The 20,826-nt window shown below is 62.9% G+C and carries 18 protein-coding genes; 14 read left to right on the top strand and 4 right to left on the bottom strand.

The window, feature by feature from the left end:
• The first annotated feature begins 13 nt into the window (after nucleotides 1-13).
• Entirely contained in the window at nucleotides 14-382 is a 369-nt protein-coding gene (locus XB14_RS14710; protein WP_077962335.1) for a hypothetical protein, read from the top strand.
• Nucleotides 382-948 (top strand): hypothetical protein, encoded by a 567-nt coding sequence (locus tag XB14_RS14705; RefSeq protein WP_077962334.1) that lies wholly within the window; start codon nucleotides 382-384, stop codon nucleotides 946-948. Before XB14_RS14710 ends, XB14_RS14705 begins: the two co-directional genes overlap by 1 nt.
• Nucleotides 949-1,018: 70 nt before the next feature.
• Here the strand turns inward: XB14_RS14705 and XB14_RS14700 are convergent, their stop codons facing one another.
• The gene (locus XB14_RS14700; RefSeq protein WP_077962928.1) at nucleotides 1,019-2,008 is read right to left on the bottom strand and encodes a glycosyltransferase family 2 protein; all 990 of its coding nucleotides are present in this window, start codon (nucleotides 2,006-2,008) and stop codon (nucleotides 1,019-1,021) included.
• A gap of 139 nt (nucleotides 2,009-2,147) precedes the next feature.
• On the opposite strand from XB14_RS14700, the gene XB14_RS14695 reads away from it, so the two are divergent.
• From XB14_RS14695 to XB14_RS14685, 3 genes are read left to right on the top strand one after another with little or no spacing between them, the layout of a single operon-like run.
• On the top strand, nucleotides 2,148-3,395 hold the full coding sequence (locus tag XB14_RS14695) for a glycosyltransferase family 4 protein (protein ID WP_234804047.1): 1,248 nt from the start codon (nucleotides 2,148-2,150) through the stop codon (nucleotides 3,393-3,395).
• The gene (locus XB14_RS14690) at nucleotides 3,392-4,207 is read left to right on the top strand and encodes a WecB/TagA/CpsF family glycosyltransferase (protein ID WP_234804046.1); all 816 of its coding nucleotides are present in this window, start codon (nucleotides 3,392-3,394) and stop codon (nucleotides 4,205-4,207) included. Before XB14_RS14695 ends, XB14_RS14690 begins: the two co-directional genes overlap by 4 nt.
• Before the next feature lie 11 nt (nucleotides 4,208-4,218).
• Entirely contained in the window at nucleotides 4,219-5,097 is an 879-nt protein-coding gene (locus tag XB14_RS14685; protein WP_077962926.1) for a DUF6492 family protein, read from the top strand.
• 15 nt (nucleotides 5,098-5,112) lie between these two features.
• Here the strand turns inward: XB14_RS14685 and XB14_RS14680 are convergent, their stop codons facing one another.
• Nucleotides 5,113-6,378: a lipopolysaccharide biosynthesis protein gene (locus tag XB14_RS14680; protein ID WP_077962332.1), complete on the bottom strand. Its 1,266-nt coding sequence runs from the start codon at nucleotides 6,376-6,378 to the stop codon at nucleotides 5,113-5,115.
• A 267-nt stretch (nucleotides 6,379-6,645) separates the two neighbouring features.
• On the opposite strand from XB14_RS14680, the gene XB14_RS14675 reads away from it, so the two are divergent.
• Nucleotides 6,646-8,661 carry a GumC family protein gene (locus XB14_RS14675; protein ID WP_077962331.1) on the top strand — a complete coding sequence of 672 codons (2,016 nt, stop codon included), beginning with the start codon at nucleotides 6,646-6,648 and terminating at the stop codon, nucleotides 8,659-8,661.
• A gap of 235 nt (nucleotides 8,662-8,896) precedes the next feature.
• Nucleotides 8,897-9,796 carry a bifunctional methylenetetrahydrofolate dehydrogenase/methenyltetrahydrofolate cyclohydrolase FolD gene (folD, locus tag XB14_RS14670; protein ID WP_077962329.1) on the top strand — a complete coding sequence of 300 codons (900 nt, stop codon included), beginning with the start codon at nucleotides 8,897-8,899 and terminating at the stop codon, nucleotides 9,794-9,796.
• Nucleotides 9,797-9,844: 48 nt separating this feature from the next.
• On the opposite strand, the gene XB14_RS14665 is transcribed toward folD, so the two are convergent.
• The gene (locus XB14_RS14665) at nucleotides 9,845-10,876 is read right to left on the bottom strand and encodes a substrate-binding domain-containing protein (protein ID WP_077962328.1); all 1,032 of its coding nucleotides are present in this window, start codon (nucleotides 10,874-10,876) and stop codon (nucleotides 9,845-9,847) included.
• Nucleotides 10,877-11,167: 291 nt separating this feature from the next.
• On the opposite strand from XB14_RS14665, the gene XB14_RS14660 reads away from it, so the two are divergent.
• From XB14_RS14660 to XB14_RS14630, 7 genes are all read left to right on the top strand, one after another.
• On the top strand, nucleotides 11,168-12,526 hold the full coding sequence (locus XB14_RS14660; RefSeq protein WP_077962327.1) for an ABC transporter substrate-binding protein: 1,359 nt from the start codon (nucleotides 11,168-11,170) through the stop codon (nucleotides 12,524-12,526).
• Nucleotides 12,527-12,717: 191 nt separating this feature from the next.
• Entirely contained in the window at nucleotides 12,718-13,731 is a 1,014-nt protein-coding gene (locus tag XB14_RS14655; RefSeq protein WP_143348388.1) for a carbohydrate ABC transporter permease, read from the top strand.
• A gap of 1 nt (nucleotide 13,732) precedes the next feature.
• Entirely contained in the window at nucleotides 13,733-14,878 is a 1,146-nt protein-coding gene (locus tag XB14_RS14650) for a carbohydrate ABC transporter permease (RefSeq protein ID WP_077962326.1), read from the top strand.
• A gap of 29 nt (nucleotides 14,879-14,907) precedes the next feature.
• Nucleotides 14,908-16,560 carry an alpha-glucosidase family protein gene (locus XB14_RS14645; protein WP_419178591.1) on the top strand — a complete coding sequence of 551 codons (1,653 nt, stop codon included), beginning with the start codon at nucleotides 14,908-14,910 and terminating at the stop codon, nucleotides 16,558-16,560.
• 61 nt (nucleotides 16,561-16,621) lie between these two features.
• Nucleotides 16,622-17,710, top strand: a complete 1,089-nt coding sequence (locus XB14_RS14640; protein ID WP_077962324.1) for an ABC transporter ATP-binding protein — start codon at nucleotides 16,622-16,624, stop codon at nucleotides 17,708-17,710.
• Nucleotides 17,711-17,842: 132 nt separating this feature from the next.
• On the top strand, nucleotides 17,843-18,253 hold the full coding sequence (locus XB14_RS14635; protein ID WP_077962323.1) for a hypothetical protein: 411 nt from the start codon (nucleotides 17,843-17,845) through the stop codon (nucleotides 18,251-18,253).
• 77 nt (nucleotides 18,254-18,330) lie between these two features.
• Nucleotides 18,331-18,696 carry a GFA family protein gene (locus XB14_RS14630; protein ID WP_077962322.1) on the top strand — a complete coding sequence of 122 codons (366 nt, stop codon included), beginning with the start codon at nucleotides 18,331-18,333 and terminating at the stop codon, nucleotides 18,694-18,696.
• 202 nt (nucleotides 18,697-18,898) lie between these two features.
• Here the strand turns inward: XB14_RS14630 and edd are convergent, their stop codons facing one another.
• Entirely contained in the window at nucleotides 18,899-20,719 is a 1,821-nt protein-coding gene (gene edd, locus XB14_RS14625) for a phosphogluconate dehydratase (protein WP_077962321.1), read from the bottom strand.
• Nucleotides 20,720-20,826 lie beyond the last annotated feature (107 nt).

The raw sequence follows: 20,826 nt of genomic DNA, 5'->3' as shown, positions 1-20,826 counted from the left end.
TGGGAGTTGAATCATGGAAGCTGTGGCATCCAATGACGTCCGGATCCAGAACGTGCTCGGCCGCCTGGAAATGATCCTCGACAACGAGAACAGCCGGATCGGCGTCGACCCGGAATTCGATATCAAGACATCGAACGCGCACAAGAGCCGCTGCCTCTACGAACTGACGATGCTGCATCGGGACATGCTGCCGGGCGAATCCTCGTCGACCTTCTCCTCGCACGCGCGTCACCTGCGCGAAAAGCTGTCGGTCAATTCGCAGAAGGTCGAGGCCCATCTCGAGGCGGTTCGTGCCGTCGTCGACCTCTTGAAGACCGCCGCCCAGGATGCCGATGCGGACGGCATCTACTCGGAAGCGCAGTTCCGCTATAGCGATTTCTGATGCTGAAGCTTGTTTTCACCGGGATCTGGGTCTGCGCCGTCACGCTCGGATCGGTCTATTTCTCGATGCAAAGCGCCTCCGCTCCCGCCGTCCCGGACGGCGAGGCCGCCCGGCGCGTATCGGAGCAGTATGTTCCCGGTGAGATGATCACCATTCCGGTCATCAGGGATGGTTCCGTTCAGGGCTATTTCCTGACCAAGCTTTCCTTCTCCGCCACCAAGGAGGGGATCAACAATCTTCGCGCGCCGTTGCGCCAGATGGTCACCGACGAACTCTATGACCTGCTCGTCGGCTCGAAATTCATCGATATCGCCGACACCGGTACGTTCGATCTGCCCACCTTCAAGACGACGGTGAAGGACGGCCTGAACAAGAAACTCGGCGAAGAGGTGATTAGCGAGGTGCTCGTCGAGCAGCTCGAATATCTGACCAAGGAAGACGTCAAGCGCGTTGCCAACAGTCAGAACGTGCCGCGGCAAAAGCCAGTCCCGATCGTCGACAAGAACGGCAATGTCGCCGACGACAAGCTGCCGGAAGGCGCCGTCAAGGCAAGCAGCTCGCACTGATGCGCGTAATGAGGGATGCCCGGGCGGGTTTCCGCCCGGCCGTTTGCCGCCGGCGAGACGGTGTCCGCGGTCAGTTCTTTTCCGGGGTGCGGTATTGTTCGTTGACGAGGCCGAGTTCCGCCATCAGCCGGCCGACCGCCACGTAGAAGTGGTATGATCCGGCCGCCGCCAGCCCGCTCTTGTTCCACAGTTCCAGCCCGCGCGGCACCGATGCGCCAAGCAGCGCCAGCGATTTGAAGAAGGTCCTGAGCCGTCCCTTGAAACTCGGATCGCGCCGATGTTCGAGCATCGTCGAGATCGCGCCGTTCCTGAGGCTGCGCGCCCTGATCCAGGATGCGCTGGTGCGGCGGGCGGGCACCGTCTCCGCGACCCAGGCGTCCGTCGCCCAGCCGAAGGAAAACCCTTGCGCCTTGCAGCGGCTGTAGAAATCGGCATCGCCGCCGCCGATGAAGTTGAAGGCCGGATCCAGAAAAGGTCGCGGCATCGCGTCCAGCACCCTTCGGGTGACGAGCACGTTGCCCGAGGAATAGAGGATGGGTACGGGGCCAGTCGCATCATAGTGGGGCGTGAAAACGGGGTGACGCTTCCACTTCTGCCCGCCATCGCCTTCGAAGACCGGTAGCTGCGGGCCGCCGATCATGTCGGCGCCGGTCGTTTCCTGTGCCGCGATGAGGCAATCGAGCCATTCGGGCGCCGCCACTTCGTCGTCGTCGATGATCGCGATCGCCTTGAGGTTCGGATAGGTTTCGAGAGCCGTCGACCAGCCGGCATTGTAGGCGTGGCAGTTGCCACGCTGGTGCGCGACGATCACGACAGAATCCGATGGATGCCCGAGGAAGAAGTCCTTTGCTGCCGCAGCGCCGGCCAGCCCCTCGGCGTCGTTTTCGACGACGACCGTGGCGTAGGAGATGTCAGGCCTCTGGGAGACAATGGTTTTCAGCGTCTTGACGACGTGTTCCGGCCGCCGGAACGTCGGCAGCACGACGACGAGTTCGATGTCGCCGGCATCTTCCAACTCTGTCCGGAAGTAGACGGAAATGTCCTGGCCGGTCGTCGTCATGGCGAAACCTGTAAGAGCAAAATTGTAGCGCAATACAGCAAATCTTCCTAAACAGATGCTGAACCCTGGCGGCAGTTTTTAAAAGGGGTCTTTAAGCGCTCCTTCACCCCATGCTGTTAAAGAGGGCCCAGTTCCATTCATGACGCGTGGCAAAATGCATCTGGTCCTGGTCTCCTCGCTCGTTCCTGTCGCCAATCCGGCGTCCGGTTTCGACATCGCCAACCGGGCTGTGCTCGACGGTCTGCGCGCGCTCGGTCACCGGGTCAGCGTTATCGGCTTTCTTCAGCCGGGACGCGTACCCGCGCCCGATTGCGAAATGCATCTCCTCGGCGAACTCGAGGTCACCAACGCCAAGGTGGGAACACTCCAAAAATTGAGCTGGCTTGCGACGGCTTTCCTCAACCGGACGACGGTTTCGTCGGGCAAGATGCTCGTGGTGCCGGCAAGCCGGATCCAGTCTCTCCTCGAGAGCCTCGCTCCGTTTGACGGCCTCGTGCTCAATTCGGTGCAATTGCCGGCCGCTTTCCAGCAAGTCTTCCGGCCCTATCCGTCGATCTATGTCGCCCACAATGTCGAGGCGGATTCTGCCTTCGAGAGTGCCGAGCGCGCAGCCGGTACGGTCGAACGCTTTCTGTTTCGGCGCGAAGCGCAATATCTCGAGCGCTACGAACAGAAGCTGGCGCAGAATGCGGTAGCCGTCTGGACATTTGCGGAAGCCGATCGCTTCGGCTTCGGCCGCGCCGTCAGCGATCGGGCTTTCGTGCTGCCGCTGGTGACCGGCTGGGAGGCGGCTGGAGCGCCGATCGACGAGCCGGCCCTCCGACAGGATCTCGGCCTGATCGGGACCTGGAGCTGGCGGCCGAACCGATTGGGCCTCGACTGGTTTCTCGCCGAAGTCGTGCCGCATCTGCCCCAGGACCTTTCGATCGCCATTGCCGGTCAGATGGACGGCATGCCTGCAGTTTCCCATCCCGGCATTCGTTTCGTCGGGCGGGTCCCGGACGCCCGCGCCTTCGTCACCGAAAGCGCCGTCATACCGCTCGTCAGCCGTGGCGGCACGGGCGTGCAGTTGAAGAGCATCGAGACCTTCGAGCTCGGCATGCCATCGGTGGCGACACAGGCCTCGTTGCGCGGCATCGAGGCGCTTCCTGAGAATTGCGCCGCGGCCGAAGATCCGGCGGAGTTCGCGCGCCTGCTGGTCGACAAGGTTGCCCAGGTGCGGGGCGGTGACCGCCAGCGTCTCGACGGTTCGGTCTTCCATCGTGCCCAAAAGGCGAGGCTGATGCGGGTCATGCGCAATGTGCTGGCCGGCTTTGGCCCCAGCGCGGCAGCCGAGACAGCGTCGGTTCCGCCCGAACTGAAGATCCATGACGGGGGACGGTCGTGACCAAGTCGACCGCCGGCGCGAACGCGGCCACTTCCAGGCGCCTTGTACTGGGCATGCCGGTGGTCGATTTCGACTGGGAGAGCGCCTTTGCCTTTGTAGCCGACGCACTATCGCGGCCGGGCGGGCAGACGATCCTGGCATTCCTCAATGCCAACAATGCCAACCTGATGATGCGCGACGGTGAGTACCGCGAGGTCCTAAGCCGCCAGGTTGTCTTTCCCGACGGTCACGGCGTCGATATCGCTTCCTATCTTTCTTACGGCAGCATGTTCCCCGCCAATCTCAACGGCACGGATTTCGTGCCGGCGCTGCTGACCTTCATCGAGCGGCCGCTACGCGTCGCGATGATCGGCGCCCAGGCAAAGGTGCTGGCGCGCGCGGCCGAGAATTTTCGCCGGCACGCACCGTGGCACGAATTCATCCCCGTTTCGGACGGGTTCTTCGATCGTGACCGCTCCGAGCAAGTGCTTTCCGATGTCCGAGCGCTGAACGCCGATATTCTGCTGGTGGCGATGGGAAGCCCCGGCCAGGAGAAATGGGTCGATGCGCATGTGGGGCCCCAGGACGCCCGGTTGGTCATTACTGTCGGCGCGCTCTTCGACTTCGTCGCGGAGGCGTTTCCGCGGGCGCCGAAGTTCTTGCGCCGGATGCGGCTGGAATGGTTCTTTCGCCTGGCGGTCGAGCCGAAGCGGATGTGGCGTCGCTATGTCCTCGGAAACCCGCTTTTCCTGTTTCACGTCCTCTGGCACAAGCTGTCGGGGCGGGCGCGGGAAAGCGTCGCCGACGCCAGCCTTCGGACGGGAACATCGTGAACGGTCAGACCATGCGCACAGCCGTTGTCACAGCGTCTTATTCGAACGACTTCGAACGCTGCCGGCTGATGTGCGAAAGCATGGACCGCAAGCTTCAGGGCGACTGGCGGCACTATCTGCTGGTCGCCGAATGTGACGTTAAGCTCTTCCGGCAGCTGGAAGGCTCGAGGCGCCAGGTGATCAGCGAACGCGATCTCCTGCCGTGGTGGCTACATCCGGTTACCGATCCGTTGTCGGGCGGCCGCCGGAAACTGTGGCTCAGCCCCTTCGGCCTGCCGCTGCGTGGCTGGCATGCCCAGCAGCTTCGCCGCCTGGCTCTGGCGCGCCACATCGAAGAGGCGGCGATGTTTGCCGTCGATTCCGATGTCGTCTTCCTGCGCGCTTTCGATCCCGCCAGCCTCTGGCAGGGAGAACGGCTGACGCTCTACCGCAAGGACGGAGCGATCGATACGCATATGCGCTCCAACCATCTCGAATGGCTCGCCCATTCCGACCGGCTGCTCGGGATCGGGCCTTACGCGCTACCGGCCAACGACTATATCAATACGCTGATCGCCTGGCGCACCGATACCTGCCGCAAGCTGCTCGAGCACATCGAGGCGCTTCACGGCCGGAACTGGGTGAGGGCCGTCACCCGTACGCGCGCCTTTTCCGAATGCACGATCTACGGTCGCTTCGTCGACGAGGTGCTGGGCGGGGAAGGGCACGTTCCCTCCGATGCCGCGCTCTGCCATGTGCTCTGGTTCGAAGACAGCTACCGACAGGATCTCTCCGGGCTCAGGGCGTTCCTGAAGGATATGGCGCCCCACCAGATCGGCATCGGGGTACAGTCCTTCGTCGGCCACGACCTCAACGATATCCGCCAGGTGGTGTTCGAGCTTGCGGCCTGAGACACGCGTTCTCCTTCAGATGACGCGGTCGGTCGGCTTCCTGAGCGCCGTGTAAGTCAGCCCGAACGAGAGCGCGTAGAGGACCAGGAAGATCCCGTTGAGCGCCGGCGCCCAGGTCGAAACATCGGTCGTCGTCTGCAACAACAGCACCAGCAGCCCCACCTTGACGATGCCGGCAATCAGGAGGTTGAGCATGCGCCGCACCGTGCGGCCGGTCGCGTAGAGCAGTTCGGAATGATACTCGATCAGGTTGCGGAACGAGGGCACGAGCAGGATCATCGCGACGATCGGCGCGGCCGCCGAAACATTGCGGCCGAGGCCGTTGGGAAAGACCCACAGATAGAATGCCATGGCCGCGATGGCTGCGAAGGAGGCAAGCGCCACCAGGAGTTCGATCGACAGCCGGACACGCCAGCGAGCAATCGCGTCGGGTGTTCGCATGATGCGCTGGACGAGCAGGGTGTTGAAGGACCGCACGGGCAGCGCCGTCAGGTCTGCGAGCCGCATCAGGATGGCATAGAGGCCGGAAACGGCCGGACCCCCGATCGCAAGCACGGCGATCTTGTCGAACTCCGACTGGATGTAGAAGAGCACCTCGGCTCCGGCCACCGACACGGAATCCGCCCAGCGCCTGAAATAGAGACGGGGCTGCCAGCGCAGGTGGACGCGCGGATAGAACCAGAGGAGTGCGACCGCGAGGCTGAGCGCATTCGCAACCAGGTAGAGATAGGACCAGGCCTCGAGCGTATTCCATGGGAGAAGAACAAGGAGGAGGGCAGCGCCGGTGCGGATCGCCGTTCCGATCACCACGAGCAAGGCCCCGCGCCCGAAGCGACCGAGGCCGTTCAGCACGATGACGGCCGTCTCCAGCCCGCGCCAGCAGAGGATTTCGGCCAGCATGAAGGCTGCAAAAGTGCCTGCCGCCATGTCGCGGGAAAAGAGGGCGAGGAAGGTGATCGTGCAGATGATCGCGATCAGCGGCAGCGAAAGTACCGCGCCGACCAGGAAGCCGGCGCTATAGGTGCCGACCAGCAGCGGTTTCACGGTCGCTACCCGGTAGAGCGGGGACATGAAGCCGAAGGCAAGCACGCGCGATATCATGATGCCGGCAGCGGATGCCGTTGCGAACAGTCCGAAATCGGCGATGGCGAGCGTGTTGGCAACGGCGATGAAATAGACGAGCGACAGCACGAGCCGGCCCGCCGAGCCTCCGGTCATCGAGAGGTAAGCGTGGATGAGCGCCCGGTGGCGGAGATAAAGCGCTTTGATGCGATGGGGCACGGCCGAAATCCCAGTAGCGCGTCGCCTCTTCGTTACGACGGAAACGCTCTATCTCCTTGATATCTCACAGTTCCAAGGGCAGGGCTCGCAAAGCGCTCGCCTGGAATTGCGCTCGTCCTTCCGTCATAGGCGGGAAAGCTTAATAAGGCGTGAGATCACGCCGGTCGCGCCTTCACTTCCTGCCGAAATTAACGATTTGTTTTCCATGTTTCCTTAGGTTGGCTTCACTATTCGGAATTCGCCGTTTCGGCAGCCGCGGGATCAGTCATGTTCAACATCGACGACGAGAAACGCCCGGTTCCGCGTGCATCGTTGCTCGATTTTGCAGCCGACGACGCGCGCGATCCGGCGCGTGCGCGAGACAGGCGCGCCACCGACCCGTCGAGTTCGGGCTCGTCCTTGCTCGATCGACTGTCCGGCTCCGCAGACACAGCCGATCGCGCAGCGACGCGTGGCGAAGGCCCCTCGAAGGGGCAGAAAACACCTGGTGAAACAGCGCGGCCGAAAGGCAAGGCTCCTGCTGCAGGCCGCCAATCGGAACACGGCGGCATGCGTGGCAAATTTGCGCGCTGGCTGGCCGATAGTCCGCGTGACGGTGCTGCGCCGACTGTGACCGCGGACGGGCAAGCCGCCGGCGACCGCCCGCTCGTGGATGTCAAGACCGTGCTGCGCGCGGTCTGGCAGCTTCGCAAGCTCATGTTCGCGACCACGGCGCTCGGCGCCGTCGGCGGCGTTTTGCTGGCGCTGTCGACGCCGAGCGTCTTCGTGTCCGAGAGCAAGCTCTATGTCGATCCGCGCGAGGTACGGCTGACGGACTCCGACCTGTCGAAGCAATCGCTCGCAACCGAAGGCATTCTCGCTCTGCTCGACAGCCAGCTCGAAGTGCTGCGTTCGCGAACGGTCATGGAAAGGGTTGCAGCCAGTCTGGACCTGGGAAGCGACGCGGAGTTCGCCGGCAAGGCGACCGGTGGCGATGCGTCCGCGCGCGTCCTGAAAACCTTGAGCGAAGCCATTCAGGTCTGGCGCGATCCGAAAACTTTCATCGTCACCGTTGAGGCGAAGACCAGGGATCCCGAAAAGTCGGCGCTGATCGCCAACCGGCTGGTGGAGACGTTCCTAGGCGAGGAAGCGGCCGCGCAATCCGGCTTCTTCCAGAAGACGACGGTTGCGCTCGACGCGCGTATCAAGGAACTGAAGGCCGAGCTCGACGCGGCCGAAAAATCCGTCGAAGATTACAAGGCGAGCAACGATATTGTCGGTGCCGGCGGTGAATTGATCGCCGACAAGCAGCTTTTGAGCCTCAGCGACCAGGTCGCTGCGGCGCGCAATCGCATCGCCGAAGCGAAAGCCAAGGCAGAAGCCTCCGGCAAGGTGCAGCTCAACGATGTGCTGACGGGCGCCTATCCGGAGGAAATCAACTCGCTGGCGCTCTCCGAGCTGCGCAAGCAATATGCTGCGACCCGGGCGCAGCTGAGCGCCCTCGACGCGAGCCTCGGACCGCGCCACCCGCAACACATCGCCGTTCAACAGGCGCTCGAGGCGTCGCGCTCCGAGATCGCCAACGAGTTGCGCCGTGTCGCGGCGGCGACCGGGACCGAGCTCGACCGAGCCCAGAGGACGGAACAGGATCTGTTGCAGCAGCTTGCGGTGCAGAAGGCCCGGCAGATCGATTCCTCCGCCGAGTTTGTCGAACTGCGCGAGCTGCAGCGGAAAGCGGCGGCAACCCGCGAAATCTACGAATCCTTCCTCAAGCGCGCTGGCGAAACGCGCGAAGAGGAAAAGCTGACCGCGAGGAACATCCGGGTGATCTCCAAGGCCGAGCCGGCGCTGCAGGCAAAGGGGCCTGCCCGCAAGATCATCGTCATTGCTGCAACGATGGCGGGATTCTTTGCCGGCCTCGGTCTCGGCGTTCTGCTCGGCATCTATCGCAGCTTGAACGGATTGTTCCCCGCAGCCAGCAAGTCTGACGACGACCAAGCGCCCGAGCCGCCGGAACCCGATGGCGGTCCCGAGCTCGCGCCGCGCAAGCAAGCGCAGCCCGACCCAGCTTCGGCCAGCCTCGATCTGCCACCGCCGTTCAGCCCCGCCGCGCACCATGCGCAATCGCTGAACGCCGCCTATGCCGTCGCGCGCCGGAGCGCAACGACAGGCCCCGTGGTGGTACGACAGGTGCCACCGGCCGCAGACGAGGAAGACGCCGACATCGCCAAGGTCCAGGAAGGCCTGCGCGCGCTCAGATCCCGGGTCGAGCACTATTCCCGCCAGAAGCTCGCGCATCGTTGATCCGACCCGAAGGCGGAGGGGCATGCTCGGCTTGCATCTCAGGGCTTTCGGCGAAACCACGTTCACCTCTCAGTCTTGAGAGGAAATATCGTCGGGGCACTCGAAACGGCTGCCAACCTCGCCGCCGCCTCTTGCATTTATGCGTTTGGGACAGCATAGGGCGCGTTGAGGCCATCGCCTTTTCTGAGGCGAACTAGAGTGTGCCGCGTGAACAGGAAGCCAGGAGGAATATGCCGTGACGACTGTGATTGATGGCAGACAAGTCGCTGCTTCGGTGATCGAGACCGTGAAGGCCGCGACCCGTGCGCTCGAGACGGACGCCGGCGTTCGCGCAGGTCTCGCCGTCGTGATCGTCGGCGACGATCCGGCAAGCCACGCTTATGTTTCCTCCAAGAGCAAGATGGCCAAGGAGTGCGGCTTCCTGTCGGTCCAGCACACCTTGGCCGAGGCAACCACCCAGGAAGAGCTCGCAGCCCTCGTCGCAAAGCTCAACGCTGATCCCTCCATTCACGGCATCCTCGTGCAGCTGCCGCTGCCGAAGCATCTGAACTCCGAGCCGATCATCCAGTCGATTCTGCCGGAAAAGGACGTCGACGGCCTGCATGTCGTCAATGCCGGCAAGCTTGCGACCGGCGATCTCGAAGGCGGTCTCGTCTCCTGCACGCCGGCGGGCGCCATGGTCTTCGTGCGCCAGACCCACGGCGACGATCTTTCTGGGCTGAGCGCCGTCGTTATCGGCCGCTCGAACCTTTTCGGCAAGCCGATGTCGGCGCTGCTGCTGGCGGCCAACGCGACGGTGACGACGGCGCATTCGCGCACCAAGGATCTGGCCGCCGTCTGCCGCAACGCCGATATCCTGGTTGCCGCCGTCGGCCGCCCCGAGATGGTGAAGGCGGACTGGGTGAAGCCCGGTGCGACGGTCATCGACGTCGGCATCAACCGGGTGCCGGCGCCGGAAAAGGGCGAGGGCAAGACGAAGCTGGTCGGCGACGTCGCCTTTGCCGAGGCCGCCGCGGTTGCAGGCGTCATCACCCCGGTGCCGGGGGGCGTCGGCCCGATGACGATTGCCATGCTGATGGCGAACACGGTGATTGCCGCTCATCGCAAGGCCGGCCGCAAACCGCCGCGCTTCTGATTTCCGTTCAAGTGGAATGAGGAGACGCGTCGCAATTGCGGCGCGTTTTCATTTTTGTGGGGCGGGTCCGGTCGAGGCACGCACGATCAGTTCGGCACGCCAGAGTTCCTGTTCGGGATAGTCGCCCCGTTTCAGGATGCCGCCGATCAGCCGGGTGGCGATCCGGGCGCCGGCGGCCCGGAGCGACGAGCGCGTCGTCGTCAACGGCACGCTGAAATTTTCGGGCTTCAGCATCGGCAGCACGTCGTCGTGGGCGATCAGCGAAATATCGTCGCCGATCTTCAATCCTGCCTGGTTGATCGCCCTGACCGCGCCAAGGGCCAGCACCGTACTTGAACAGAGCACCGCCGTCGGTGGGTTCGCATGCTGCAGGAAGGGCTGCATGCTGCGGTAGCCGTGTTCGTCTGTCATCAGCGAGTGCTGGACAAGCGCCTCGTCGAGCGAAAGCCCGTGCTCGGCGAGCGCGCGCAGCATGCCCTTCTTTCGGCGAATGGAAAAAGCCAGATATTCCGGCCCGTTGATCAGTGCGATGCGCTGGTGTCCGAGTTGGATGAGCAGCCGTGTCGCATCGTAGAAGGCGCTCGTATTGTCGATGTCGAGGAACGGGTAGTCGCGGCTTTCGCCGATTGACCGGCCGTGCACGACGAAGGGTATCGACAGCGATTTCAACATGGCGATGCGTGGATCGTTGGCGCGCATGTAGGCCAGGAACAGGGCGTCGACATTGCCGCTGGCCGCAAGCCGCCGGAACGTCACCTCCTCGTCCTCCGGCGCACTCGGATTGAGCACGAAGTGGAAGTCGTGCTTGACCGCCTCCTCGGCAAGACCGGCGAGAAACTCGCCGAAATGCACGTCGGAATCGATGCCGGGTGCGATCGGCATGACCATGCCGATCGAATAGGCCTTGCCGGTGGCAAGCCGCTGGGCGGCGCGGTTCGGCCTGTAGCCGGTCTCGCGCACGGCCTGCAACACACGTTGGCGGGTCTCGGCATTGACCTCCGGAAAACCATTCAGCGCCCGGCTGACCGTCGTCTGCGACAGGCCGAGCAGTTCCGCAAGTTGCTTGAGATTGACCGCCATGGTCAGGATTCCTCCCAAAGCGCTTTGGATATCCGTATGATTTTTGGTGTTTGGTCCCAGCGCCCAGAGTTTGTGTAGCATCCGTTTTTCGAGCAACAAAGCGGAATTCAACCATTGCGCGGTGCAAAACGTTACCGCAGAGCACAAAAGCGTCGCATAGAGGACAGGGGCGGGAAAGCTCTTGACTCCTCGCGTGTCGCAATGGTTTGTTAGCGAACTCAAAGCGCTTTGAATTTTTGCGCATTGTCGACTGCCCGGCGGGATCCGGGTTCATCTTGGGAGGAGAAGGACGTGAAGAGATCATTGCTGTTGGGCGTGGCGGCGTTTGCCCTCATGGCTGGTGCTGCCGGCGCCGCGGAGCTCAAGTTCAAGCCGGGCGAGGATTCGAAGTTCAACTGGGCGAGCTTCGAGGAGTTCAAGAAGGGCCACGACCTCAAGGGGCAGACGCTGACGATCTTCGGCCCATGGCGTGGCGAGGACGAGGCGCTGTTCAAGAGCGTCTATGCCTATTTCATCGAAGCGACGGGCGTGGAGATCAAGTACTCGTCCTCCGAAAACTACGAGCAGCAGATCGTCATCGACACCCAGGCCGGCAGCCCCTCCGAAATCTCGATCCTTCCGCAGCCGGGCCTGATCGCCGATCTCGCCTCCAAGGGCTACCTGACGCCGCTCGGCGACGACACCCAGAAGTGGCTGCTCGACAACTACGCCGCCGGCCAGTCCTGGGTCGATCTTTCGACCTACAAGGGCAAGGACGGCAATGCCGCGCTCTATGCCTTCCCCTACAAGATCGACGTGAAGTCGCTCGTCTGGTACTCGCCCGAAAACTTCGAGGACGCCGGCTACGAAGTGCCGAAGACCATGGAAGAGCTGAAGGCGCTGACCGAAAAGATCGCGGCTGACGGCGGCAAGCCCTGGTGCATCGGCCTTGGCTCCGGTGGTGCCACCGGCTGGCCGGCGACCGACTGGGTGGAAGACATGATGCTGCGCACCCAGCCAGCGGATGTCTACGACAAGTGGGTCAAGAACGAGATCCCGTTCACCGATCCGGCCGTCGTCGGCGCGCTCGATGAGTTCGGCTGGTTTGCCAAGAACGACAAGTTCGTCGATGGCGGTGCTGCCGCCGTTGCCTCGACCGACTTCCGCGACAGCCCGAAGGGCCTCTTCGCCTCGCCGCCGAAGTGCTACCTGCACCACCAGGCGTCGTTCATCCCGTCCTTCTTCCCTGAGGGAACCGTGATCGGCGAGGATGCCGACTTCTTCTACATGCCGCCTTACGAGAGCAGGAAGGATCTCGGCAATCCGGTGCTCGGCGCCGGTACGCTGGCGATGATCACCAAGGATACGCCGGCGGCCCGCGCCTTCATCGAGTTCCTGAAGACGCCGATCGCCCACGAACTCTGGATGGCGCAGACGAGCTTCCTGACGCCGTATAAGAGCGTCAACGTCGACACCTACGGCAACCCGCCGCTGAAGAAGCAGGGCGAAATTCTGCTGAACGCAACGACCTTCCGCTTCGACGGTTCCGACCTGATGCCGGGCAAGATCGGCGCGGGCGCGTTCTGGACCGGCATGGTCGACTTCGTCGGCGGCAAGTCCTCGGCTGACGTCGCCGACGGCGTCCAGAAGGCCTGGGACGCCATCAAGTAACAACCGATGACGGGCGGTAGAAATGCCGCCCGTTGCCGACCCGGGTTCGCTGCACGGGCGGGACGAGGAGAAGTGTATGCGGTTTTCCGTACGCTACCCGCTCCTGGCTATCAGAAGTGGCGTGCTCCAATGAGAACGGCGACAATCGCCAGCCCTGCACGCGACCGTGCACCGAGGGGGAGGGACATGTCATGTTGTTTCAGCTTGTAAAGGCTGCAGGGTTCATGTTGGGCGGGGTTATCGGCTGCGCCGCCTATTTCTGGGGAACCAGTTTCATTCTCGACCTGATTTTCCCGTCCAAGGGAAAATCCGGTGCCGTTGCGTCAAGAAACCTGCGTATCACCAACGCCATCCGTCCGTGGCTGTTTCTGGGGCCGGCGCTCCTGGCACTGACAATATACCTGATCTATCCCGTCTTCATGTCGCTCTGGTACAGCGTCCATGATCGCGCGGGCCAGAACTTCGTTGGCCTCAGCAATTATGTCTGGATGGTCAACGACGGCGAGTTCCGCCAGTCGATCTACAACAACTTCCTCTGGCTGCTGGTCGTGCCGGCGCTAGCGACCTTCTTCGGCCTGATCATTGCCGCACTCACCGATCGCATCTGGTGGGGCAATATCGCCAAGACGCTAATCTTCATGCCGATGGCGATCTCCTTCGTCGGCGCCGCGGTCATCTGGAAGTTCATCTACGACTTCCGCCCCGAGGGCTCGGAACAGATCGGCCTCTTGAACGCGATCGTCGTTGCTTTTGGCGGTGACCCGCAGGCCTGGATCACGCTGCCCTTCTGGAACAATTTCTTCCTGATGGCGATCCTCGTCTGGATCCAGACAGGCTTCGCCATGGTCATTCTTTCCGCAGCCCTTCGTGGCATTCCCGAGGAGACGATCGAGGCGGCCGTCATCGATGGCGCCAATGGCTGGCAGATCTTCTTCAAGATCATGGTGCCGCAGATCTGGGGCACGATCGCCGTCGTCTGGACGACGATCACCATCCTCGTGCTGAAGGTCTTCGATATCGTTCTCGCCATGACCAACGGCCAATGGCAGAGCCAGGTGCTCGCCAATCTCATGTTCGACTGGATGTTCCGCGGTGGCGGCGATTTCGGTCGGGGTGCTGCGATCGCCGTCGTCATCATGATCCTCGTCATTCCGATCATGGTCTGGAACATCCGCAACGCGGCCAAGGAAATGAAGGGGCACTGAGATGAATCCAGCGACACGCTCACCCCTCATGTGGGTCGTCCACCTCTCGGTCCTCCTGATCGTCGCGCTCTGGACGCTGCCGACCGCAGGCCTCCTGATCTCGTCACTGCGCGACAAGGACCAGCTTGCCGTTTCGGGCTGGTGGACTTCCCTTTCGACCTCGTCGCAGAACATCGTGGTGCGAGCGCCCGGGCCCGAAACCCAGGTCGAGCGCGACGGCAAGTTCGTGATCTCCGGCAATCTGCTCGAAGGACAGCAGGGACGGATCTCCGCTTTCGGCTTCAACAGCCGCGAGCCGGCCGCGTTCAAGGCCGGCGAAACCGCCGAGCTCAACGATGGCGAGAAACTGACCGTCCAGGCAGACGGAAATTTCGAGATCGTCTCCGACAAGAAGATGGAAGGATCGCGCGGCCAGCGCGTCTTCGTCACCGCCTCGTCGCCGCCGCGCTTCACCTTCGACAACTATGGCGAGGTCCTGAGCGCCGAAGGCATCGGCCGCTCCTTCATCAATTCGCTGACGGTCGCCATTCCCGCGACGATCATCCCGATCATGATCGCGGCCTTCGCGGCCTACGCGCTTGCGTGGATGCCGTTTCCGGGACGCGCGATCCTGATTGCCGTCGTCGTCGGCCTTCTCGTCGTGCCGCTGCAGATGTCGCTGATCCCGTTGCTGAAACTCTATAACGGCGTCGGTGCCTTCTTCGGCGTTCCCGCCAAGACCTATGTCGGTATCTGGCTGGCGCATACCGGTTTCGGCCTGCCGCTCGCCATCTACCTGCTTCGCAACTACATGGCCGGCCTGCCGCGCGAGATCATGGAGTCCGCACGCGTCGACGGTGCCAGCGATTTCGACATCTTCGTCAAGATCATCCTGCCGCTCTCCTTTCCTGCGCTCGCCTCCTTCGCGATCTTCCAGTTTCTGTGGACCTGGAACGACCTGCTGGTCGCGATCGTGTTCCTGGGCGCGGGGCCGGACGAACTGGTTCTGACGGGCCGGCTCGTCAACCTGCTCGGTTCACGCGGCGGCAACTGGGAGATCCTGACGGCCTCCGCCTTCATTACCATTATCGTTCCCCTGATCGTCTTCTTCAGCCTGCAGCGCTATCTCGTTCGCGGTCTGCTGGCCGGGTCGGTCAAGGGCGGCTGACAATCCAAGGACGTCCAGAGAAAATGAGCATGACCGAAATGAGCACTTCCACTTTGCAGGCCGATCGGGACTGGTGGCGCGGCGCGGTGATCTACCAGATCTATCCGCGCTCCTACCAGGATTCCAATGGCGACGGTATCGGCGACCTCAAGGGCATCGTTGCGCGGTTGCCGCATATTGCCGCCCTCGGCGCTGACGCAATCTGGATTTCGCCGTTCTTCACCTCGCCGATGAAGGACTTCGGTTACGACGTCTCCAATTACAGCGATGTCGACCCGATCTTCGGCAGCCTCGCCGATTTCGATGCGGTGATTGCCGAGGCGCATCGCCTCGGCATCCGGGTGATGATCGACCTCGTTCTCTCGCATACGTCGGACCAGCATCCCTGGTTCATCGAGAGCCGATCGAGCCGGACGAATGCCAAGGCCGACTGGTACGTCTGGGCGGATTCCAAGCCGGACGGCACACCGCCCAACAACTGGCTGTCGATCTTCGGCGGCTCGGCCTGGGCCTGGGACCCGACCCGCCTGCAATACTACATGCACAACTTCCTGACCTCGCAGCCCGACCTCAACCTGCACAATCCGGAAGTGCAGGAGGCGCTGCTCGGTGTCGAGCGCTTCTGGCTGGAGCGTGGCGTCGACGGCTTCCGCCTCGACACCATCAACTTCTACTTCCACGACAAGCAGCTGCGCGACAACCCGGCGCTGGCGCCGGAGCGCCGCAATGCCCAGACCGCGCCGGCCGTGAACCCTTACAACTATCAGGAACATCTCTACGACAAGAACCAGCCGGAGAACCTGGAGTTCCTGAAGCGCTTCCGCGCGGTCATGGACGAGTTCCCGGCGATCGCCGCCGTCGGCGAAGTCGGCGACAGCCAGCGTGGTCTGGAAATCGCCGGCGAATACACCTCCGGCGGCGACAAGATGCAGATGTGCTACGCCTTCGAGTTCCTGGCGCCGGACCCGCTGACGCCGGCGACCGTCGCCGAAGTGCTGCGCAATTTCCAGAAGGCAGCACCCGAAGGCTGGGCCTGCTGGGCCTTTTCCAACCACGATGTCGTGCGCCATGTCAGCCGTTGGGGTGCGGGGATTGCCGATCGCGACGCCCATGCGAAGCTGCTTGCGAGCCTTCTGATGACGCTGCGCGGCTCGGTCTGCATCTACCAGGGCGAGGAACTGGCGCTGAGCGAAGCCGAGCTTGCCTATGAGGACCTGAAGGATCCCTATGGCATCCAGTTCTGGCCGGACTTCAAGGGGCGCGACGGTTGCCGCACGCCGATGGTCTGGGACGGCGCAGCGGTCAATGGCGGCTTCGGCAGTGCCAAGCCCTGGCTCCCGGTCCCGGCGGAACATCTGACCCGCGCCGTATCGGCGCAGCAGGGGGATCAGGAGTCGGTGCTCGAGCACTACCGCGGCTTCCTGCATTTCCGCAAAGCCCATCCGGCCTTCGCCAAGGGTGAGATCGAGTTCGTGGAGACGAATGGACCTGTGCTCGCCTTCGTGCGCAGCTACGGCAACGAAAAGCTTTTCTGCCTGTTCAACATGAGCGGCGAACCGGCGACGGGCACACTGCCGGATGAGCCGGTGTCGGCGCTCGAAGGCCACGGTTTTACAGCCGAAGTGAAGGACAGAACGGTCAAGCTGCCCGCCTGGGGCGCGTATTTCGCACGGTTGGTCTGAACGGTCGGCCGAACCAAGATGAGAGCAAGAACTGACGGGAAGAACCGAAGGGGAGGGTGCAATGACGGGTCTGCTGCTTAAAGATATCCGCAAATCCTACGGCGCGGTCGATGTCATCCATGGCATCAATCTCGACATCAAGCAGGGCGAGTTCATCGTCTTCGTCGGCCCTTCCGGCTGCGGAAAGTCGACGCTATTGCGCATGATCGCCGGTCTCGAGGAGATCACCGGCGGCGACATGTTCATCGACGGCGAGCGGGTCAACACCGTGCCGCCATCGAAGCGCGGCATCGCCATGGTGTTCCAATCCTATGCGCTCTATCCGCACATGACGGTCTACGACAACATGGCCTTCGGCATGCGGATCGCCAAGGAGACGAAGGAGGAGATCGACCGTCGCGTGCGCAACGCCGCCGACATTCTCCAGCTCACCAAGTATCTCGACCGTCTGCCGAAGGCGCTTTCCGGCGGTCAGCGCCAGCGCGTCGCCATTGGCCGCGCGATCTGCCGCGACCCCAAGGTCTTCCTGTTCGACGAGCCTTTGTCGAACCTCGATGCTGCCCTTCGTGTCGCCACCCGCATCGAGATCGCCAAGCTCAGCGAGCAGATGGCGGACACGACGATGATCTACGTCACCCACGACCAGGTGGAGGCGATGACGCTCGCCGACCGCATCGTCGTGTTGTCACAGGGCCATATCGAACAGGTGGGCGCGCCTCTGGAACTTTACGAGCGCCCGGCCAATCTCTTCGTCGCGCGTTTCATCGGCTCGCCGGCGATGAACATCATCCCTTCGACGGTGACGGCGACCGGGGCGCAGACGACGGTGAAGCTGACGGGGGGCAAGAGCGTGACACTCGATATCCCGACCGACGCATCGCAGAATGGCAAGACGGCGAGCTTCGGCGCGCGGCCCGAGGACCTGCAGGTCACGACCGGCGAAGACTTCCTGTTCGAGGGAACCATATCGATCGTCGAGGCGCTCGGCGAAGTGACGCTGCTCTATATCGAGGGTCTGGTCGACAAGGAGCCGATCATCGCCAAGATCCCCGGCATCCTGCCGGTCCACCGCGGCGACAAGGTGCGCTTCACTGCCGACAAGGCCAAGCTGCACCTTTTCGACACCGACGGTCGCAGCTATCGCAGCTGACACCAGCAGGTTCTTCCTTTCGAACCCGCCCGTAAAATCGGGCGGGTTTTTTCAATGCAACCTGCCGATCAAACCCTCTGTTAAATCTCTGCCGCTAGTCTGTCTCAAAAGGGGATACGGAAAGGCATTTCGATGAGAGGCGCGGCGCCGGTGATGTACCAGCACTTCCTGAACAAGGAAGAGTCCTTCATGTACGATCGGGAAACCAACTTTCCGATGGAGGACACGCGGAACGAGGCGCGCATCGAATACACCGAGAAGGGCATGACGCAGCTGAGCTCGCGTCGCTGCGAGATCATCAAGCTGTCGAAAAGCGGCGCGTTGATCAGCATCCTCACGCAGTACCAGCTCCCCCAGAATTTCTACCTGGATATCCCGAGCGCGCGCATCCAGATGGTCGGCTGCCTGTTGAGGCGAGTGCATGCCAACGACGTCATCGAGGCGCGGTTCCTGCGCATGCTGACGGATCGCGACCTCAGTCGCATCTTCGTCTACAGCACCCATCCGAACCATCGCAACCGGACGCTCGACATCTATCGCTGAGGCGCCAAGGCAGTCTTGACGGCCCCGCGTGCTCAATGAATGGTTGTGGTCTCCATCAACGGATTCGGACCTGAACCATGCAGCGACCCTATCGGCTTTCCTGCCATTGCGGCGATATCGCCGTCGAAGTCGACGAAGAGCTTAGCGGTCTCGTCGACTGCAATTGCTCGACCTGCCGGCGCTCCGGCTTCCTGCACTGGAAGGTGGACGCCGCCAAGGTGAAGCTTTTGACCGAAAAGCGTCGCCTGTCGAGCTACATCTGGCGCGGCCTCAACGAGGGGCACCATTTCTGCCCGACCTGTTCGACGCCGATCATGCGGAGCGGCTACCCGGACAACCGGATCTCGATCAATGCGCGCTGCATCGAAGGCGTCGATGTCTTCACGCTGGAGATCGAGCGCTACGATGGGCGCAACGACATGTTCCCGGGCCCGCTGCCGTAAGCCGCAGCGATGTCACACCATTTCGAAAAGCCCCGACGACAAACGCCGCCCCAAGGGAGCGGCGTTCTGTCTTTCTGAGGGCGCGTGCCCGCGGTTGAGCTAGAGCATCCTGCCTTCAAGTGGAATCACTTACGGGCGGAAAGATGCTCTAGAAACAAAGTGCTAGAGCGTCCTTTGTGCGTTCGTATGAACGCACGGCGCTCTAGTGGAAGAGAACGCTGGCGCCCTGATCGGCAGCGCCCGCAATCGCCCGGAACGGCGCGAACAGCTCGCGGCCCATGCCGAAGTCGTTGTCCGAAAGATCCGCATGCGCGGGCACACGTGTCTTGAGTGCGATGTCCTCGACCAGCACTTCGATGGTTCCAGCAACAGCGTCGATGCGGACGATATCGCCTTCCTGGATGCGGGCGATCGGGCCGCCGTCTTTGGCCTCCGGCGTCACGTGGATTGCTGCCGGCACCTTGCCGGAGGCGCCGGACATGCGGCCGTCCGTCAGGATGGCGACGCGCTGGCCGCGGTCCTGCAGAATGCCGAGCACGGTCGTCAGCTTGTGCAGTTCCGGCATGCCGTTCGCCTTCGGGCCCTGGAAGCGCACGACGGCGACGAAGTCGCCCTCGAGCTTGCCGGCCTTGAAGGCGGCATTGAGCTCGGCCTGGTCGTGGAAGATCTTGGCAGGCGCCTCGATAACGTGGCGGTCCGGCTTGACGGCAGAGATCTTGATGACGGCCTTGCCGAGGTTACCGGTCAGCATCTTCAGGCCGCCCGAATGCTGGAACGGCTGGTCGATGGTCGCAAGCACCTTCGGGTCAGCGCTTTCCTTCGGCGTCGGCACGCGCTCGACATTGCCGTCGGCGCCAAGCCGGACGTCGATCTTGTAGGCGTCGAGCCCCTGGCCGACGACCGTGCGCACGTCGTCGTGCAGCAGGCCGGCGCGAAGGAGTTGGCTGATCAGGAAGCCCATGCCGCCGGCGGCATGGAAGTGGTTCACGTCGGCAAGCCCGTTCGGATAGACGCGCGCCAGCAGCGGCACGATATCCGAAAGTTCGGAAATGTCCTGCCATGTGAGCACGATGCCGGCGGCCCGCGCCATGGCGACGAGGTGCATCGTGTGGTTCGTCGAACCGCCGGTCGCATGCAGGCCGACAACGCCGTTGACGATCGAGCGTTCGTCGATCATTTCGCCGGCCGGCGTGAACTCGTTGCCCATGGCGGTGATCGCCAGCGCCCGCTTGGCGGCTTCCTTGGTCAGCGCGTCGCGCAGGGGCGTGCCGGGATTGATGAAGGAGGCGCCTGGCAGATGGAAGCCCATGATCTCCATCAGCATCTGGTTGGAGTTGGCGGTGCCGTAGAAGGTGCAGGTGCCCGGCCCATGGTAGGACTTCGATTCCGCTTCGAGCAGCTCGTCGCGGCCGACCTTGCCCTCGGCGAAGAGCTGGCGCACACGCGCCTTTTCGTCGTTCGGCAGGCCCGAGGTCATCGGCCCTGCGGGCACGAAGATTGCCGGCAGGTGGCCGAAGGTCAGCGCCGCAATCACGAGGCCCGGTACGATCTTGTCGCAGACGCCGAGATAGACGGTGGAATCGAACATGTTGTGCGACAGGCCGACGCCGGCGGCCATGGCGATCAGGTCGCGGGAAAACAGCGAAAGCTCCATGCCCGGCTGCCCCTGCGTGACGCCGTCGCACATGGCCGGCACGCCGCCGGCAACCTGGGCGATGCCGCCTGCTTCGCTTGCCGCTTTGCGGATCAGAGCCGGATAGGTCTCGAACGGCTGGTGGGCCGAAAGCATGTCGTTATAGGAGGTGATGATGCCGAGATTGGCTACGCGGTCGCCGGCGAGCGCCACCTTCTCGGCGGGGGAACAGACGGCAAAGCCATGCGCGAGGTTGCCGCAGCCGAGCACGCTGCGATGCGGTCCGCTTGAAGCCGCGCGGCGGACGCGGTCGAGATAGGGTTCGCGGTGGGGCTTCGAGCGCTCGACGATGCGAGCGGTGATCGCGGCAATGCGGGAATCGGCGGACATGGCAAATCCTGTTCCGGAGCCTTGGGGCTCCTCATCTTCATCCAGTCATCGGTCCGGAACGCGGGCGCGCTTGGGAGAACGCAGGTCGTTCCGGCATTTCTCAGAAA

This window comes from Ensifer adhaerens, from assembly GCF_002007205.1.
GTDB classification, from domain to species: domain Bacteria; phylum Pseudomonadota; class Alphaproteobacteria; order Rhizobiales; family Rhizobiaceae; genus Ensifer; species Ensifer adhaerens_D.
This window is presented reverse-complemented; position numbering and strand designations above follow the sequence as displayed.

Coding starts and splice junctions, on each gene's coding strand:
- XB14_RS14710 (WP_077962335.1), top strand. CDS start 14: ATGGAAGCTGTGGCATCCAATGACGTCCGGATCCAGAACGTGCTCGGC.
- XB14_RS14705 (WP_077962334.1), top strand. CDS start 382: ATGCTGAAGCTTGTTTTCACCGGGATCTGGGTCTGCGCCGTCACGCTC.
- XB14_RS14700 (WP_077962928.1), bottom strand. CDS start 2,008: ATGACGACGACCGGCCAGGACATTTCCGTCTACTTCCGGACAGAGTTG.
- XB14_RS14695 (WP_234804047.1), top strand. CDS start 2,148: ATGACGCGTGGCAAAATGCATCTGGTCCTGGTCTCCTCGCTCGTTCCT.
- XB14_RS14685 (WP_077962926.1), top strand. CDS start 4,219: ATGCGCACAGCCGTTGTCACAGCGTCTTATTCGAACGACTTCGAACGC.
- XB14_RS14675 (WP_077962331.1), top strand. CDS start 6,646: ATGTTCAACATCGACGACGAGAAACGCCCGGTTCCGCGTGCATCGTTG.
- XB14_RS14665 (WP_077962328.1), bottom strand. CDS start 10,876: ATGGCGGTCAATCTCAAGCAACTTGCGGAACTGCTCGGCCTGTCGCAG.
- XB14_RS14655 (WP_143348388.1), top strand. CDS start 12,718: ATGTTGTTTCAGCTTGTAAAGGCTGCAGGGTTCATGTTGGGCGGGGTT.
- XB14_RS14650 (WP_077962326.1), top strand. CDS start 13,733: ATGAATCCAGCGACACGCTCACCCCTCATGTGGGTCGTCCACCTCTCG.
- XB14_RS14645 (WP_419178591.1), top strand. CDS start 14,908: ATGACCGAAATGAGCACTTCCACTTTGCAGGCCGATCGGGACTGGTGG.
- XB14_RS14640 (WP_077962324.1), top strand. CDS start 16,622: ATGACGGGTCTGCTGCTTAAAGATATCCGCAAATCCTACGGCGCGGTC.
- XB14_RS14635 (WP_077962323.1), top strand. CDS start 17,843: ATGAGAGGCGCGGCGCCGGTGATGTACCAGCACTTCCTGAACAAGGAA.
- XB14_RS14630 (WP_077962322.1), top strand. CDS start 18,331: ATGCAGCGACCCTATCGGCTTTCCTGCCATTGCGGCGATATCGCCGTC.
- edd (WP_077962321.1), bottom strand. CDS start 20,719: ATGTCCGCCGATTCCCGCATTGCCGCGATCACCGCTCGCATCGTCGAG.